This window comes from Haladaptatus pallidirubidus (assembly GCF_020700235.1).
GTDB lineage: Archaea > Halobacteriota > Halobacteria > Halobacteriales > Haladaptataceae > Haladaptatus > Haladaptatus pallidirubidus.
Genome location: NZ_CP085301.1, coordinates 1,385,039 through 1,402,074 on the forward strand (window position 1 = coordinate 1,385,039; position 17,036 = coordinate 1,402,074).

Annotated in this window: 13 protein-coding genes; 11 read left to right on the forward strand and 2 right to left on the reverse strand. The window is 62.3% G+C overall.

Annotated elements, in window-relative coordinates; all coding sequences use genetic code 11:
- Positions 1-12: 12 nt before the first annotated feature.
- The 11 genes from LIX15_RS07675 to LIX15_RS07725 all read left to right on the forward strand — a co-directional run bounded on the left by LIX15_RS07675 (position 13) and on the right by LIX15_RS07725 (position 13,904).
- Entirely contained in the window at positions 13-1,476 is a 1,464-nt protein-coding gene (locus LIX15_RS07675; protein WP_227773155.1) for a methylaspartate mutase subunit E, read from the forward strand.
- Positions 1,473-2,780: a methylaspartate ammonia-lyase gene (locus tag LIX15_RS07680; RefSeq protein WP_227773156.1), complete on the forward strand. Its 1,308-nt coding sequence runs from the start codon at positions 1,473-1,475 to the stop codon at positions 2,778-2,780. The genes LIX15_RS07675 and LIX15_RS07680 overlap by 4 nt, the downstream gene beginning before the upstream one ends.
- Before the next feature lie 6 nt (positions 2,781-2,786).
- On the forward strand, positions 2,787-3,857 hold the full coding sequence (gene mch / locus LIX15_RS07685) for a 2-methylfumaryl-CoA hydratase (protein ID WP_227773157.1): 1,071 nt from the start codon (positions 2,787-2,789) through the stop codon (positions 3,855-3,857).
- 9 nt (positions 3,858-3,866) lie between these two features.
- Positions 3,867-4,889: an L-malyl-CoA/beta-methylmalyl-CoA lyase gene (citE, locus tag LIX15_RS07690; RefSeq protein ID WP_227773158.1), complete on the forward strand. Its 1,023-nt coding sequence runs from the start codon at positions 3,867-3,869 to the stop codon at positions 4,887-4,889.
- Between the two features lie 107 nt (positions 4,890-4,996).
- Positions 4,997-6,931, forward strand: a complete 1,935-nt coding sequence (gene acs, locus LIX15_RS07695; protein WP_227773159.1) for an acetate--CoA ligase — start codon at positions 4,997-4,999, stop codon at positions 6,929-6,931.
- Positions 6,932-7,067: 136 nt separating this feature from the next.
- Positions 7,068-8,915: a bacterio-opsin activator domain-containing protein gene (locus tag LIX15_RS07700; RefSeq protein ID WP_227773160.1), complete on the forward strand. Its 1,848-nt coding sequence runs from the start codon at positions 7,068-7,070 to the stop codon at positions 8,913-8,915.
- 159 nt (positions 8,916-9,074) lie between these two features.
- Positions 9,075-11,066 carry an acetate--CoA ligase gene (gene acs, locus LIX15_RS07705; protein ID WP_227773161.1) on the forward strand — a complete coding sequence of 664 codons (1,992 nt, stop codon included), beginning with the start codon at positions 9,075-9,077 and terminating at the stop codon, positions 11,064-11,066.
- Between the two features lie 47 nt (positions 11,067-11,113).
- Positions 11,114-11,542, forward strand: a complete 429-nt coding sequence (locus LIX15_RS07710; RefSeq protein WP_227773162.1) for a DUF4212 domain-containing protein — start codon at positions 11,114-11,116, stop codon at positions 11,540-11,542.
- On the forward strand, positions 11,539-13,182 hold the full coding sequence (locus tag LIX15_RS07715) for a VC_2705 family sodium/solute symporter (protein ID WP_345411540.1): 1,644 nt from the start codon (positions 11,539-11,541) through the stop codon (positions 13,180-13,182). Before LIX15_RS07710 ends, LIX15_RS07715 begins: the two co-directional genes overlap by 4 nt.
- Before the next feature lie 28 nt (positions 13,183-13,210).
- Positions 13,211-13,684, forward strand: a complete 474-nt coding sequence (locus LIX15_RS07720; protein WP_227776869.1) for a universal stress protein — start codon at positions 13,211-13,213, stop codon at positions 13,682-13,684.
- A 1-nt stretch (position 13,685) separates the two neighbouring features.
- Positions 13,686-13,904, forward strand: coding sequence for a DUF8119 family protein (locus tag LIX15_RS07725; RefSeq protein ID WP_345411555.1), 219 nt, complete (start codon positions 13,686-13,688; stop codon positions 13,902-13,904).
- Positions 13,905-13,951: 47 nt separating this feature from the next.
- Here LIX15_RS07725 and LIX15_RS07730 read toward each other — a convergent pair whose 3' ends face one another.
- Positions 13,952-14,569 carry a class I SAM-dependent methyltransferase gene (locus LIX15_RS07730; RefSeq protein ID WP_227773163.1) on the reverse strand — a complete coding sequence of 206 codons (618 nt, stop codon included), beginning with the start codon at positions 14,567-14,569 and terminating at the stop codon, positions 13,952-13,954.
- Positions 14,570-14,809: 240 nt separating this feature from the next.
- Positions 14,810-17,002, reverse strand: coding sequence for an APC family permease (locus LIX15_RS07735; RefSeq protein ID WP_345411553.1), 2,193 nt, complete (start codon positions 17,000-17,002; stop codon positions 14,810-14,812).
- Positions 17,003-17,036 lie beyond the last annotated feature (34 nt).

Below are 17,036 nucleotides of genomic sequence, written 5' to 3' on the forward strand. Positions count from 1 at the left end.
TTCCTCTTCCACATGTTACGTGATACACGACTTTCCGCGGAGAACCTGTCGCGAATCGACGACCAGATACGGGAGGATTGGCCGACCGAAGCGGTCGATTTCGAGGAAGCGGTCGCCTACCACGACTCGCTCCCCGAGGAAAAACGGTTCGCGAGCGTCCTCCAGAGCGCCGACCGACCGCTCCTCCAACCTCGCGCTGGCGTCCCGAGACTGGACGACCAAATCGCCCTCCTTCGCCATCTCGAAGGCGCGGGGGGCGCGGATTTGCTCCCGACGACCATCGACTCGTACACGAGGGACAACGAGTACGAGAAAGCCCAACAGGGCCTCGAAAACGCCCGCGAAAGCGACACCGACACCCTCAACGGCTTTCCAGCCGTCAACCACGGCGTCGAAGGCTGTCGCAAACTCATCGAGGGGGTGGATGCTCCAATCGAAGTGCGCCACGGGACTCCCGACGCTCGCCTCCTCGCGGCCGTCACCTTCGCCGGCGGCTTCCAGAGCTTCGAGGGCGGCCCCATCTCGTACAACATCCCGTACACGAAAGAACGAGACCTCGCACAGACCATCGAACACTGGCAGTATGTTGACCGCCTTGCCGGTGCCTACACCGCACGCGGCGTCGAAATCAACCGCGAACCGTTCGGGCCGCTAACCGGCACGCTCGTTCCGCCGTGCATCGCCATCGCCATCGGCGTGGTCGAAGGGCTGCTCGCCGCCACACAGGGCGTTCGAAGCATCACGCTCGGCTACGGACAGGTCGGCAATCTCGTGCAGGACATCGCCGCCCTGCGAGCGCTCCGCGAACTCGGCGAGGAGTACCTTCCCGACGACGTGACCGTCACCACCGTTTTCCACGAGTGGATGGGCGGATTTCCGCCCGACGAGGCCCGCGCAAACGGCGTCATCGCACTCGGCGCGGCCACCGCAGCGATTGCGAAACCGGACAAGGTCATCACCAAATCACCGCAGGAGTTCGGCGGGGTTCCGACCAAGGAGGCCAACGCCGCGGGTCTCCGAACTACGAGGCAGATAATCGATATGATGTGCGAGCAGGACATCGACGTGGACGGCATCGAAGAGGAACGGGAGTTCATCGAAGCCTCAGTGCGGTCGCTGATGGAGACGGTTCTCGAACTCGGTGACGAAGACGTTGCGCGAGGAATCGTCGCGGCCTTCGAGACGGGCAACATCGACGTTCCGTTCGCCCCGAGCGAGAGCGCACAGAGCGCGGTGTTACCTGCCCGCGACGACGACGGTCGGGTTCGTATCCTCGAATTCGGCGACCTCGCGCTCGAATCGGAACTCATGTCGGTTCACACTAACCGACTCGACCGCCGCGCACGGGCGGAGAACCGAACCACCTCGTTTCAGATGGTCGCCGACGACGTGGACGCCATCAGCGACGGCCGACTCATCGGCCGTCGCGGGGAGACCGGGAGCAAAAGCAACCAGCGCGGAGGTGACCGAGCGTGACGTCCGTCGAATCAGGCCGCACGAAAATCATCGAATCGGTTCGCGCGGTGCCCGCCGTCTCCGGATTCTTCTTCGACGACCAACGGGCCATCAAAGCGGGCGCGGAACAGGACGGATTCGCCTATCGCGGCGACCCGGTGACGCCCGGATTCGACCGCGTTCGACAGGCCGGAGAGGCGGTCAGCGTCCTGCTTGAACTCTCCGACGGCACGGTCGCTCGCGGCGACTGTGCCGCGGTTCAGTATTCGGGCGCGGGCGGCCGCGATTCGCTGTTCCGCGCCGAGGAGTTCGCGCCGGTGGTCGAAGGAACCGTCGCGGACGCGCTCGTCGGACGCTCCGCGGAACGGTTCCGCGACAACACGGACGTCCTCGAAGGACTCACCACCGACGGCGAACGGCTTCACACCGCGCTCCGGTACGGCGTCTCACAGGCACTGCTCGACGCCGCCGCGAGCGCCCGCCGCGGTACTAAAACCGACGTACTCGCCGACGCGTACGGAACCGTTCCCGCAACCGACCCGGTTCCCGTCTTCGGACAGTCGGGCGACGATAGGCGCGGCAACGCCGAAAAAATGCTGTTGAAGGGCGTGCCGGTTCTCCCGCACGGTCTGTTCAACAGCGTCGAGAAGGTCGGTTCGGACGGTGGACGGTTGGTCGCCTACCTGGACTGGCTTTCGAAGCGGGCGGTCGAACTCGGCCCGGAGGGTTACACCCCGCGATTCCACGTTGACGTGTACGGCGTCCTCGGCGAGGTCTTTGGGCCCCCATACGACCGTGCGGAATTTACGGACTACTTCGCCGACCTTCGGGAGGCCGCGGCCCCGTTCCCGCTACAGGTCGAGGGGCCGATGGACGAAGGCGGTCGGGAAGAACAGATTTACGCCATGGTCGAACTCCGCGACGGACTCGCCGACGCGGGCGTCGGCGTGGACATCGTGGCCGATGAGTGGTGCAACACGTTCGCGGACGTGCGGGCGTTCGTGGATACGGGCGCGGCCGATCTCGTCCAAATCAAGACGCCCGACCTCGGCGGTATCGGGCGGAGCGCCGAAGCGGTGCTGTATTGTGACGGCACCGACACCCGTGCGTACCTCGGCGGGACGTGCAACGAAACGGTCACGTCAGCGCGAGCGTGCGCGCACGTCGCGCTCGCCACCGACGCGGCCCAGACGCTCGCCAAACCCGGTATGGGTTTCGACGAGGGGTACATGGTGATGGAAAACGAGATGCGGCGGGCGATTTCGCGCCTCGAATCACGAACGACGGTGAGAGAAAATGAAAGACGGCGACAGGAACAACGGTAACCAACAATGACCGACTGGACAGACTCAAGGACGTTTTCGAACGCGCTGGAGCGAGCGGTGACGCTGGAAAAGGGGAACTGCTTCGAAGACTTCAGCGATGGACAGACTATCGAACACGCGCCGGGACTCACGCTCTCGGCGCACGCGAACGAACTGTGGATGAGTCAGACGCTCAATCACGACCCGGCGTACTGGCGGTCTGACGCCGCGCAAGCGGTCGGATACGACGACTGTCCCGTTCATCCCGATTACCTGCTCGCCTGCGTGATGGGACCGAGTGTTGAGGATTTGAGCGAGAAAGGCGGCTACTTCCTGGGCAGGGACGCCGTGTCGCTTCACGACCCGGCGGTCGCGCCGGGTACCGAGGTTCGCGTCGAATCGACGGTCGAAGCCAAACGCGAATCGAGTTCTCGGCCCGACTACGGCATCGTGACGTGGGAGACGGCCGGATTCGACGCCAAGACGGGCGACCGCCTCCTGTCGTACACCCGGACGAACATGATTCCGCGTCGGGAACCCATGGCCGCGGACGGCGGTTCCGCGAGTCCGGGGGAATCTCGTCCGTCCGCGGAAACGGACGGTTCGGGCCTTCCGAGCGAATTCGTCGCTCCCGACGGCCCCTACTTCGAGGATTTCCGCGACGCTCACGAGCGGACGGCGAACCGCGATGCGGCGGTCGCCTATCGCCACGAACGCGGGCGGACGATGGACGACGTGATGGTAGCGACGCTTCCACTCGTGACGCTCAACACCGCGAAACAGCACCACAACGACGATTACATGGCCGACTCGCCCTCCGGCGAAATCGTCGCCTACGGCGACGTGACCCGGTCGGTCGCCCTCGGCCACGCTCGCTCGGACGAGCGAACGTATCGCGAAATCGAGTACGGTGACGAACGGTTCCACGACTTCGTAACCGTCGGCGACACTGTGTACGGATTCACGCGCGTCCTCGATATCGAAGAGACGGACGACCCGGAGGCGGGTACAGTCACGTTCGAGCACTACGCGTTCAACCAGTGCGACGAACCGGTGTACTCCGGCACCCGAACCGCATTGATTCAGAAACGAACTTAGATCTTACCAATGACGAAAACGAGACTCTGCCGAACGTTCCAGACCGCGCCCGCTGCCGTCCCCCGGGACGACAGCGCGAAATACCTCCGCTCCGGCCTCACCGCCGAGGGCTTTGCAGCACCGGACTGGTTGGTGCCCGACCTCGAAGACGGCACCGCGCCGGACATGAAGGACGAGGCGCTCGAAAACGTCCGGGAGTTGCTTCCGGAGTACGCACCCGAATTCCCCGGCGAAATCTGGCCGCGCGTCGAGTGGGGGTACGACAGCGAATCGCTCCGCGAGCGCGGCGTCGAGCAGATCGAGACGCTCTCCGAAACCGTCGGCGAACACGTTGACGGATTCGTCGTTCCGAAGGTCGGGCGGCTCGAAGATGTAAGAGCCGCCGAATCGGCGGTCGCCGCCGCGGCGCGCGAAACTGGCGCAGATATCGAACTGGCCGTCATCGTCGAATCCGCACGAGCCCGTTCCGACCTCCGCGAAATTTCTGGGTTTGGGCACGAATCGCTCCTCACCGCGCTCGTGTTCGGGCCGGTCGATTACACCGCGGAACTCGGCGGGCGCGAAGTCGGCCAGCGCCCTCAGTGGTCGGGACTCTACGAAGCCCTGTCGAACGAAGCGAGTGCGAACGGCCTGCTCTCGATTGGCGGGCCGTTCGACCGCCTGTTTCGCGAGCGCGCAGGGGTTACGTTCTACAACGGCGACGGCTACGCAGACCACGTCGAGCGCGAAGCGCGGGTCGGTCTCGACGGCAGTTGGTCGCTCCACCCCAACCAGACCGCGCAGGCGAATCGCATCCACCTGCCGACTGACGACGAACTCCGTACTGCGGTGTCGAAAATCGAGACGTTCGTCGAAGCGAAAGGAACCGGTACGGGTGCGGTTGCAATCGACGGACAGATGGTGGACGAAGCGACGTTAAAGAACTTCGAAAACACGGTCGAGACGGTTAGTATCGTCCACGAAACGAACGACGAGCAGACGACGGAACGCTACGATGAGGAGCTGCTCGACCGGGCGCTCGCACTCCGGTAACCCGAACCGACGGAAACGCGATTATTCTTCCATTTTTTCACTTTTCACGCCCGCCGACCCCCGAGTAGGCGAACGATTTTTGTCTTTTTGCACGAACCTCGAAACGAATGGTTCACGGCAGTAGAAAGGAGACGCCCCGCGAACGTAGATGGAAAACGCCGCCTCCGCCGTTCGTCAGCGGGGCGAACGTCACCACAGCCGACCGCAACGCACTTCGCGACGCAGGCTGGCCGACGTGTTGGTCGGGTGCCGCCGAACTACTGGATTGGTGTCGTCCGTTCGACGCGGTGCTCGATACCGACGGCACGACGCGCTGGTTCCCCGGCGGTCGGTTGAACGCCTCGTACAACTGCATCGACCGCCACGTCGAAGGCGGTCGCGGCGACGAAGCTGCCATTATTTGGGAAGGGAAACTCGGGGAGACGCGAGCCTACACCTACCGACAGCTCGAAGACGAGGTAAACGCGTTCGCGGCGGCCCTCCGCGACCTCGGCGTTGGCGAGGACGACGTCGTCACCCTCTACATGCCGATGGTGCCGGAACTTCCCATCGCCATGTTGGCCTGCGCACGCATCGGCGCACCGCACAGCGTCGTCTTCGCCGGATTCTCCGCAGATGCGCTCGCCACCCGACTGACTGGCGCGAATTCGGAGTACCTCGTCACCTGCGACGGCTACTATCGACGTGGTACCGCGCTCCACCTCAAGAGCATGGCCGATAACGCCTGTCTCTCCGTCGAACAGGACGTCGAACAGATAGTCGTCAATCGTCTCGACGACGGTCGTTCGACCGGCGACCACCACTCCTACGCAGACCTCGTTTCCGACCACGATGGAGCCGAAATCGACCCCGTCGAGCGCGATTCCGACGATTTACTCTTTCTCATCTACACCTCGGGAACGACCGGGGAACCGACGCTGGTCGGCCACACGACCGGTGGATATCTCGCACACGTCGCGTGGACGAGTTACGCGGTGTTCGACCTCGGACCGGACGACACGCACTGGTGTTCCGCCGACGTCGGCTGGATCACCGGCCATTCGTACGCCGTCTACGGCCCTCTCGCGCTCGGGGCAGCGACCGTCCTGTACGAAGGGACGCCCGACCACCCCGAAAAGAACCGTCTCTGGGAGGTTATCGAGCGCAACGAGGTCGATGTCTTTTACACCGCGCCGACATCCATCCGGGCGTTCATGAAGTGGGGAAGCGAGTATCCGGAGCAACACGACCTCTCCAGCCTTCGACTGCTTGGTACCGTCGGCGAACCCATCGACGAAACGGCGTGGCGCTGGTACCGCGAACACGTCGGCGGGGGCGAGTGTCCAATCGTGGACACGTGGTGGCAGACCGAAACCGGCGGCGTCGTTCTTTCGACGCTCCCCGGTGCGGACCGAATGCGCCCCGGTGCCGTCGGTCGGGAGCTCCCCGGAATCGATGCGGCAGTCGTCAACGAAGTCGGTGAAGAGGTCGCCCCCGGTGAATCGGGGCGCTTGGTTCTCACCCGTCCGTGGCCGGGAATGGCCCGGTCGCTCTGCGACGGCTCCGGCTGGGGCGCCCGTCGAACGAGCACCGTCAGGAATCAGTGGCAGTACGACACCGGCGACAACGCCGTCCGCGACGTGGACGGCTATCTTCACCTTCTCGGCCGGGCCGACGACGTGCTCAACGTTTCGGGTCGTCGGTTGAGTACGGCGGAAATCGAATCGGCCATCGTCGGTGTCGAAGGCGTCGCGGAAGCCGCCGTCGTCGGCGGGACGGACACGATGAAAGGGTCGAAAGTCCACGCGTTCGTCAGCCCCGAGTCGAACGTTGCGGGCGACGAGGCGCTTCGAACGCGCGTCCGGTCGGCCGTCGAATCGGCCATCGGGTCGATTGCGGCACCCGATTCCGTTACGTTCACGCCGTCCTTACCGAAAACGCGGTCGGGCAAAGTCGTCCGGCGATACCTGAAAGCCATCGCGAACGGAGAGACCCTCGGCGACACGAGCGCGCTCCGAAATCCGGAGGTCGTCGGCGAACTCGAATCGCTCCTCGACGAGTAGATTTCACCTTTTCGTGCAAAGACGAAATCGCGACCACCCGATTTCACGCGGTGATATTCACCTTCATCGAATAGCGAGGCGATAGACCCCCCGCTGCTCCCGAAGATTTATTCGTCTTTCCATAGAAATACGAAATATGCGCGGCGAGGAAACGACGGAACACTTGACGACGACGGAGTACGAGCACCTCCGTCGTGGGACCGAAACCTACCGCGAAGACCTCGTCGTGGCGCTGGCTGGACGGGTTGGACTCCGACCCTCGGAACTAACTCGAATTTGCCCCGCCGACCTGCGGGAGCGCGAACGCGACGGGAAACGGTTCTATTTCCTCTCCGTTCCCGACGGAGACGGCGAAACGAGGGAGGCATACGTTCCGCCCGACGTCGCCCACGACCTCCGCAAATTCGCCAAAGCGAACGACGTCTCCCGCCACGACCAGTTTATCGCGGTGTCGCCCCGCCGGGTTCAAATGATGGTTAGCGACGTGGCAGACCGGGTTGACGGTCTTCGTGACGTGACTTGCCGCGACCTTCGAAAATATTTCGCGTGGCGGTGCCTCGTCGAGGAAGAAATCGACCCGCGGGTGGTGCAGACCGTCGGCGGGTGGAAAAGTCTCGAAAGCCTCGCCCCGTATCTCGACGCGCCGACCACGAACGCAATCATCGACGCCTTCGAAAGTCGAAATCAGCAGTCGAGACGTGACGGCGGTCGATCCGACCGCCGCCACGGTCACAGGAGAGACGACGGCTGCGCGGGTTCCCGCCGTCCCGAACTTCTTCGATGCATGAACGAGTTGGGGGAAACGCTCGCGGAGGCGTCCACGACGGAAGATGTAGAACGCATCGTTTGCGACCATCTCTCCGGCATCTACCGCGCCGTTTGGATTTGTGATGCGGACGGTTCCTCACGGACGAGCGCCGTGCCCGCGGGAATCGATAGCGACGGCGATGTTCCCGGTGTCGTCCTCGATGGTGTCGATGTGTTCGATGAAGAGATACCCGACGTGACGATAGTCGGCGGAGGGCTAACCGACGACCCGTCGATCGACGGGTCGTCGGTCAGTAGGTCTGTCGATGCGCCGGTCGGTGGGTCGATTGATAGCCCGCTCATCGGGCCGCTGTCCCGGTGCTCGTTCGCCGTCGCGCCGCTCCAGTCGAACGAAACCGTCCACGGATTGCTCTGCGTCGCTACTGACTCCTTTCGGCCGACGGATCGGACGCTGCTCGCGGATATCGGCCGACGAGTCGGTCGAACTCTCACGTCGATTGCGCGCAAACGCCTGTTGTTGGCAGATACCGGTGTGGTGCTCTCCCTGCGGAGTACCGACAGCGACGTTTTTCTCGTCTCGGCCTCCGAGGAACTCGGCTGTCAGTTCGCGCTCGAAGGGGTGGTACCGACGGCGAACCATTCGTTGCTCTACTTCGTCACGGCCAGCGGGGCCACCGTCGGCGATGTCCTCGATAGGGTAACCGCCGCGGACGCCGTGCAGGATGCCCGTCTCATCCGCGACTACGAGGACGACGCGCTTTTCGAGTTCGTCGTTTCCGGCGACTCGCTCGCGACGACTCTCGTCGAACGCGGCGGCACCGTCCGCGAACTGTCGGTCGAATCCGGCGTCCTCGACGTTTCCGGCGTTTTCTCGGAACACGTCGATATCCGCCGCGTCGTGGAGACCGTAGAAAAGTCGTTTCCGGCGACGGACTTGCGCTCGAAGCGCAAAGTTTCCGAACCCGCGCGGAGTACGGTCGATGTCCAACGGACGGTACACGACCGGCTGACCGAACGCCAGCAAACGGTTCTCCGGGCCGCCTATCTCGCGGGATACTTCGAGTGGCCTCGCGGGAGTACCGCCGAGGAGCTTGCGGCCTCGATGGACGTCTCGTCGCCGACGCTCCACAACCACCTCCGAAAAGCCCAGCAAAAGGTGTTCGATACGGTGTTCGAGGACGTAGACCGTCAGGAAACCGACGCCAGCGGACACTAACTGTTTAATTCCGTCCGCGCGCTGGTGTCGGAGGAACATTTCCTCGCCGGTTGCGAATTCTTGTACACCCCAAGGAACGCCTCTGTGTTGGAAAATCGACCGTTTTGTATAGTTAGCTCCACCACTTATATAATATCGTGAGTCTTGTGAACCTGGCCCATGACGGAAGATAACGATGTCGAACTCGAAGCGCGTCTCGAAAACCGAGAGCGGTTCGAACCCCCTCAGTCGTTCGTTGCGCAGGCGAACCTCGTGGACGACACCATCTACGATGAGTTCGAGCGGAACTGGCCGGAGTGTTGGAAACAAGCGGCCGATTTGCTCGATTGGGAAAACGAGTACGAAACGGTTCTCGATGATTCGGATCCACCGTTTTACGAGTGGTTCACGGGCGGTTCGCTGAACGCGTCGGCGAACTGCCTCGACCGCCATCTCGACGACCGGGGCGACGAGGTCGCAATCGAGTGGGTTGGGGAACCCACCGACGAGGACGACCGGGCGTACACCTACGAAGCTCTCCACCGCGAGGTCAACGAGTTCGCGGCGGCCCTCCGCGAGCAGGGTGTCAAGGAGGACGACGTCGTCACCCTCTACATGCCGATGGTGCCGGAACTTCCCATCGCGATGCTAGCGTGTGCGCGCATCGGCGCACCGCACAGCGTCGTCTTCGCCGGATTCTCCGCTGACGCGCTCGCCACCCGTATGAACAGCGCGGACTCCGAACATCTCGTCACCTGTGATGGCTACTACCGCCGGGGCGACCCGCTTCAGCACAAAGAGAAGGCCGACGAGGGGCTCTCGGGGGTAGACCACGACGTAGAGAGCGTCGTCGTGGTAGACCGACTTGGCGATGAGTACGACCACCCGATGGAGAACGGGGAGTTGGATTACGCCGACCTCGTGGCCGAGCAGGAAGGTGCGGAGGTCGAACCGGTGTCGCGGGACGCCGAGGATATGCTCTTTTTGATGTACACGTCCGGAACGACCGGACAACCCAAGGGCGTCAAACACACTACGGCGGGCTACCTGTCCTATGCGGCGTGGACGACGCAGTCGGTGCTGGACGTCAAGCCGGAGGACACGTACTGGTGTTCGGCCGATATCGGCTGGATTACGGGCCATTCCTACATCGTCTATGGCCCGCTCGCGCTGGGAACGACGAGTGTGATGTACGAGGGGACGCCGGATTATCCCGACCGCGACCGCCTTTGGGAAATCGTCGAAGAATACGCGGTAGACCAACTGTACACCGCGCCGACGGCGATTCGCGCGTTCATGAAGTGGGGGAGTCGATATCCGGAGCGACACGATCTCTCCTCACTCCGATTGCTCGGGACGGTCGGCGAACCCATCAACCCGCGCGCGTGGAAGTGGTACTATAAACACATCGGGCAGGAAGAGTGTCCAATCGTGGATACGTGGTGGCAGACCGAAACCGGCGGCATGATGGTCACCACCCTACCCGGAATCGGGACGATGAAGCCCGGCAGTGCTGGCCCACCACTCCCCGGCATCGACATTCGGGTTGTCGATACGCGCGGCGAGGAAGTCGAACCCGGAAAGGCCGGATACCTCACCGTCGACAAGCCGTGGCCGGGGATGCTGAGAACGCTCTACAACAACGACGAGCGCTTCGTCGCAGAGTACTGGGCCGAATACTCGGACACCGAGAGCGACGACCCGGACGACTGGGTGTACTTCCCCGAAGACGGTGCAAAGCTCGACGAGGACGGCTACATCACCGTCCTCGGACGTGTAGACGACGTGCTCAACGTTTCGGGCCATCGCCTCGGAACGATGGAAATCGAATCGGCCATCGTCGGTGTCGAAGGCGTCGCCGAGTCCGCAGTCGTCGGTGGTCACCACGATATCAAAGGTGAAGCAGTGTACGCCTACGTCATCACCGAGGAGGATTCCGAGGGAGACGAAGACCTGCACGACCGAATCGTCGAAGGCGTCGAGGACGCTATCGGTCCGATTGCGCGCCCCGAAGAAATCGTGTTCACGCCGGAACTGCCGAAGACGCGCTCCGGGAAAATCATGCGTCGGTTATTGGAGGATATCGCCAACGACGAGGAGTTGGGCGACACTTCGACCCTGCGCAATCCGGAGGTCGTTGAGGATATCGCTCAAACGGTCGGAGACGCCTGAACGCCGCTCGAATCGGGACGACCACAACTCATCGAAATTAGTCAACAATGACAGACAATAACGCACAATCAGACGGAACAGCTCCCGACATCGAGACGGACGGCGGCGTCCAGACCGGTCGGCGGAACGTCAACTATCTCGATGCGCAAATCAACATCTTCAAACCGGCGACTCCGTTCATGCGCGACCACCTCAAAATCGTCTGGACGATGTTCGTCGCGTGGGCCGTCATCGTTTTCGGGCCGGTAACGGCGACGTTTCTCGCACCCGACGTCATGACGAGCATCACCGTCCTTGGCTTCCCACTGCACTATCTTCTGACCGCGATGGGCGCGCCGAGTGGTGCCCTCATCCTCTCGTTCATCTACGCGCGCAAGCGAGACCAACTGGACGAGAAGTACGGCATCGACCACTCCACCAAACAAGCCGCGCCGGATACCGACACCGTGGCACCTGACGGAGGCGTCGAGCAATGATTCTCACGCCCCTTCAACTGCTGCCGGACGCGCTCAACGCTTCGTTCAAAATTATTCCGGCTGCTATCGTTTCGGCAATGCTGTTGCTCTTTTTGGGCATCGGATACGCGTTCCGCGTGGCCGATACAGAGGACCTGTGGGTCGCCGGTCGTTCGATCGGTAACGTCGAAAACGGGATGGCAATCGGCTCCAACTGGATGTCGGCGGCATCGTACCTCGGCATGGCAGCGCTCATCGCGCTGTCTGGCTACTACGGACTCGCATTCGTGGTCGGCTGGTCGACCGGCTACTTCGTCCTGCTCATCTTCATGGCCGCGCAGATGCGCCGGTTCGGAAAGTACACCGCGCCCGACTTCGTCGGCGACCGGTTTAATTCGGACACCGCGCGAGCAATCGGCGCACTGACAACGATTCTCATCGGGTTCGTCTACTCGGTCGGACAGGCACGCGGCATGGGACTGGTCGGCATCTACGTGTTCGGCGGCGACTACGCAACCATGGTGATTCTCATGATGGGAATCACCGTCGGCTACCTCGCGCTGTCGGGGATGCTCGGCGCGACGAAAAACATGGCCGTCCAATACGTCATCCTCATCGTGGCGTTTCTGGCGGGCTTGTACGCCGTCGGCTACACTCAGGGCTATTCGACCTTCCTGCCGCAAATCGAGTACGGCGCGCTGTTGGGGTCGCTCAACGCCGAGTTCACCGAACCGTTCAGCGGAACCAGCTACTTCCTGTGGATCGCGACGGCGTTCTCGCTCATCGTCGGCACCTGCGGGCTTCCGCACGTGTTAGTTCGATTCTACACGGTCGAGAGTGAGCGAACCGCCCGCTGGTCGACCGTCTGGGGTCTGTTTTTCATCTGCTTGCTGTACCTGAGCGCCCCCGCGTTCGCGGCGTTCGGAACCGATTTGTACGCAAACGAGGTCGGTCCCGTGTACGGAGCCAACGGAATGAGCGGCGCGGAAGGTGACGTTATCGTCGTCCTCGCGTCGCAACTCGCGAATCTCCCGACGTGGTTCGTGGGCCTCGTCGCGGCGGGCGGTATCGCCGCGGCAATCGCGACGACCGCGGGACTGTTCATCGCCGCCTCGTCGGCCGCAGCGCACGACATCTACACGAACATCATCAATCCCGACGCGACACAGCGCCAACAGCTGCTCATCGGTCGCACCACCATCATCGTGCTGGGTGCCATCGTGACGGTTACCGCACTCGACCCGCCGGCGTTGGTCGGCGAACTCGTCGCGCTCGCCTTCTCGCTGGCCGGACTCGTGCTGTTCCCGATGTTCTTCCTCGGCTTGTGGTGGGAGAACGCCAACCGACAGGGTGCCCTCGCCGGGATGACGACTGGACTCCTCATCTGGACCGCCGCGGTGTTCAACGAACTCATCCTCGCCACCGAATCCGGGCCACTCGTGCCTGCCTATGCCGAGGTGTTCCCCGCAGTCGGGGCCGCACTCGTCGGAACGCCCATCGTGTTCGCCGTCACCATCGGCGTCTCGATGGCGACCAGCGAACCGCCGGAACGCATCAAACGAATCGTTCGGCAGTGCCACAGCCCTGAACCGATGGGGCAACAGCAGAGCGCAGAGGACATCGTCGATGCGAAGGGCGGACACCGCCCGGCGGACGATTGACCACCAACGAATCCCAAACTATCAACCAATGTACGAACGCATCCTCATTCCCACGGACGGGAGCAAAACTGCGGAACTGGCGGTCGAATCGGCGCTCGAGATTGCCGAAAAGTTCGATACCGACGTTTACACGCTCTACGTCGTCGATACCGACGCCATGGACGTGAGCCTCGGCACTGAGCAAATCGACCGCATTCGAGCCGGTCGGTTCGGCGAAATGGACGACCTCGAAGACCGAGCGGGAGAGGCAACTCGGTACGTCGTCGAGCAGGGTCGACGCCGAAATATCTCCGTCGAAGAGCATTTCCGCGCCGGACAACCCCATCGAGTTATCGCCGACTTCGCCGACGATTACGACATCGACCTCATCGTGATGGGAAGCCACGGTCGGAGCGGCGTCCGACGGATGCTCCTCGGAAGCGTCACCGAGCGCGTCCTCCGCTCGACCCATCGGTCGGTGTTGGTCGTGGACGAACGGGAAAAAGTGGAGGAAGGTGAGTAACGTGCAGTTCGCCGGAACCGTCCTCGACCACGTCAAAGAACACCGGTCGGGTATGGTCGCGGATCTCGCCTTTGCCGTGATTTGGGTCGCGGTCGTCACCGCCCTGTTCGACGTGCTTCAGGGGCCAACCTGGGCGTACCACCTGACACTGTTCGCCGGCGTCGTCGGTTACTTCGCCTTCTTCATGTCGCTGGAGTCCGCGCTCGACGCCGAATCGTAGCCTGCGGTCGGTATCTCTTCGGTTGCTATTCTCTCGGTCAATACCTATCAGAGCGCCCGGAAGACGCGAACCGTATCGCGACTACCCGGTTCGCAGACGAGTTGGGCGAGGCCGAGGTCGGAGAACACTCGCTTCCAATCGCGGTGATAGAGCGGGAAATCGTCGTGAACGTAGCTTACTTCGAACCCGTCCCGGCCGCGATGTGGGCTGTTCCCTTCGTTTTCGGCGGTTATTAGCAGGTCGCTCGTGACGCGAATCAACTCCTCGAACACCCACTCGTTTTCGGGATGGATGTGTTGGAGCGTTTCCACGGAGTAGACCACGTCGAAGGCATCGTCGGGGTATTCTGGAAGTACATCCTCTATCGCGCCGGTTCGGAACGTCCCCGTCTCCGCGAGTCGCGGATACCGGTCGTCCATCACGTCGAACGACTCGTCGTTGATGTCGATTCCGGTGAGGTTCGTAAAGCCGTCGTCGCGGAGGTGGGCGAGGTGGCGGCCGGAGCTACAGCCGACTTCGAGGATTTCTGCGTCTTCTTCCACGTAGTACTCGAACACGTTGGTGAGAGTTTCGCTCACCTCGTTCGAACCGATTTGGGCGTAGTACGCGGGCGAAAACTCCCCCGAACGTTCGGCCCAACTGCGATGGTTGTCGTCCGGTTCCATACCGTCCGTCTCGTGGCCGGAAAGTTAAGAGTCACCGTCTCGTGTGTCGCAGGACTCCTCCCGACTTTGGAGGGCGATTGGCATCGAGGACGTATTGATTTCAGCCGCTTTGTCGCTCTGCGAAATCATGGTTGATACACCCGCGAAGAAGGTGGTGGGCGTATTTCAACCGGACGGGAAACTTCGTTCTCCGGTCCCTCCTTATCCAAATTTGAACCCAAAACCGGAAAACCGCGACGGTTAGAAGACGAGGCGGTCAATCAGCCGACGCACGAGTCCGGGACGACGGGACTCGTTCGGATAAACCGTCACCTCGGTGCAGTCAACCGTGGTGCGCTGCTGTGAATCCCTTCCCCCCCAGATTCGGGTGGTGGCGCCGCGACGAATGACGACATCCGGATTCGGTAGGGAGTCGCCGCCGTCGAACCGGACGACGTTCGCGGACACCGAGGCAGAGAGCAGTTCGGCGAGTTCGGTTTGGTACTCCTCTATCGTTCGCCGTCGCTGATTCGATTGTCCGTCCGCCATGTTGAACTGGAGGGTGACCTGACCGCCGGTCTCACGGGCGATGGCGTCGGCCACCGCGACCGTCGTCGGGTCGTACGGCCCGCCCTCGCTGGCGAGAACGACCTGCTGTGGTCGGTCGTAGCCGCGGTTTTCGACCAACAACACGTCGCACGGGGCGTGTCGGACGACCCAATCGATTGGGTCGGCCAGTAGCCGCGACCGAAGACGCAGTCGTTCGTGTTCGGCGACGACTGCGGACACGTCGCGCTGGGTCGCGAAATTGACGATTGCGCGCTTCGTGTCGTGACTGACGATTTCACCGTAATCGACGTCCACGTCTAGTTCGTCAACGAGCGTGTCGGTTTGCTCCTCGAATCGGACGTCCGCCGGTGATTGGACTTCCGCCGCGTGGTTGAGCGGCGCTTGGTCGGGAACCTCGTCGAATCGAACGACGACCAAACGACCGTTGTTCGGTCTGGCGAGGTCGGCGGCGAGTCGCAGGAGTGCCCGCTCGCGGTCCAAACTCACGTCGCGCGTGAGCGCGACCAGCACTTCGTTTCCGTTCCGTTCAGTGACTGATTCCGCCGTCATCAGCGTCTCGGTCTCCGCGAGTACGTTTTTGCCGACTCGGCGGCGGACAACGTCGGTGGCGACTCCCTCGCGCTGGATGCGCGGGCGTGCGTAGACGACGTACCAGACGATACTTCCGACGATGATGACGACCGCCCCCGCGAGGGCGATTGTCCCCATCTGCGTGAGCAATAGGAGACCGCTGAGTACGCCGAAGCCCTGCATCCACGGATAGAGCGGTGACTCGAACACCGGTTCGTAATCGGCGGCCCCCTGACGGAAAGCGAAGACTGCGAGGTTCACCAGTACGAACACGAGAATCTGGAACGCGCTCGCCAGTTTGGCGATCTCGAGGATTGGAACGAAGGCGATGAGCAGGAGTACGACGACTCCCGTCAGCGTGATTGACGAAGTCGGGGTGCCGAACCGGTCGCTTATCGTCGCAAACGAGGGTGGGACGAGTTTGTCGCGACTCATCGCAAACGGGTAACGCGACGAGGAAAGGATACCAGCGTTCGCGGTCGAGACGAGCGCGAGAATCGCTGCGCCGATGACCGCCCACACGCCGGTCCGTCCAAGCGTCGCTTCCGCGGCGACTGCCACCGGCGTGAGTGAACCTGCGATACTGCCTGCCTCGGTTACGCCGACCATCACCGCGACGATTGCGACGTACAGCAACGTCGTGAACGCCAGCGACCCGAGAATCCCCAACGGAATGTTCTTCCCCGGATTTTCGACTTCCTCCGCGACGCTAGCGACTTTCGTGACCCCGGCGTACGAGACGAACACGAGTCCGGTTGCGGCCAGCAGACCACTCCAGCCTCCGACGAAAAACGGCTCGTAGTTCACCGTCTGAGTGCTTCCGACACTTCCCGCGACGAACCAGCCGAGCGCCGCGAGCATGACAACGACGATGCCGACTTGGAGTCGCCCGGTCTGTTTCGCGCCGAGCATATTCACGACAATGAGAAACGCGGCCAATCCGATGGCGACCGGTTTCACCGGCAGATCGAACAGCAGTACGAGATACGGTACTCCGCCGACGAGTGCGAGCGCACTTTTGAACGAGAGGGAAAACCACGTTCCGACACCCGCAATCGTCCCTAAAATAGGGCCCATTCCGCGTTCGATGTAGATGTACGTGCCGCCCGCTTCGGGCATTGCAGTCGCCATCTCGGATTTTGAGAGGGCGGCCGGAACGACCAACACCCCTGCGAGCAAGTACGCGAGAATCACCGCGGGACCTGCTATTTTGAGTGCGAGTGCGGGAAGGATGAAGATACCGCTCCCGATCATCGCGCCGATACTGATAGCGAACACCGCACCGATTCCGAGGTCTCGTTCGAGTGTTTTCACCATTGTGTCTAAAACCTATTAATATATTCAAAAG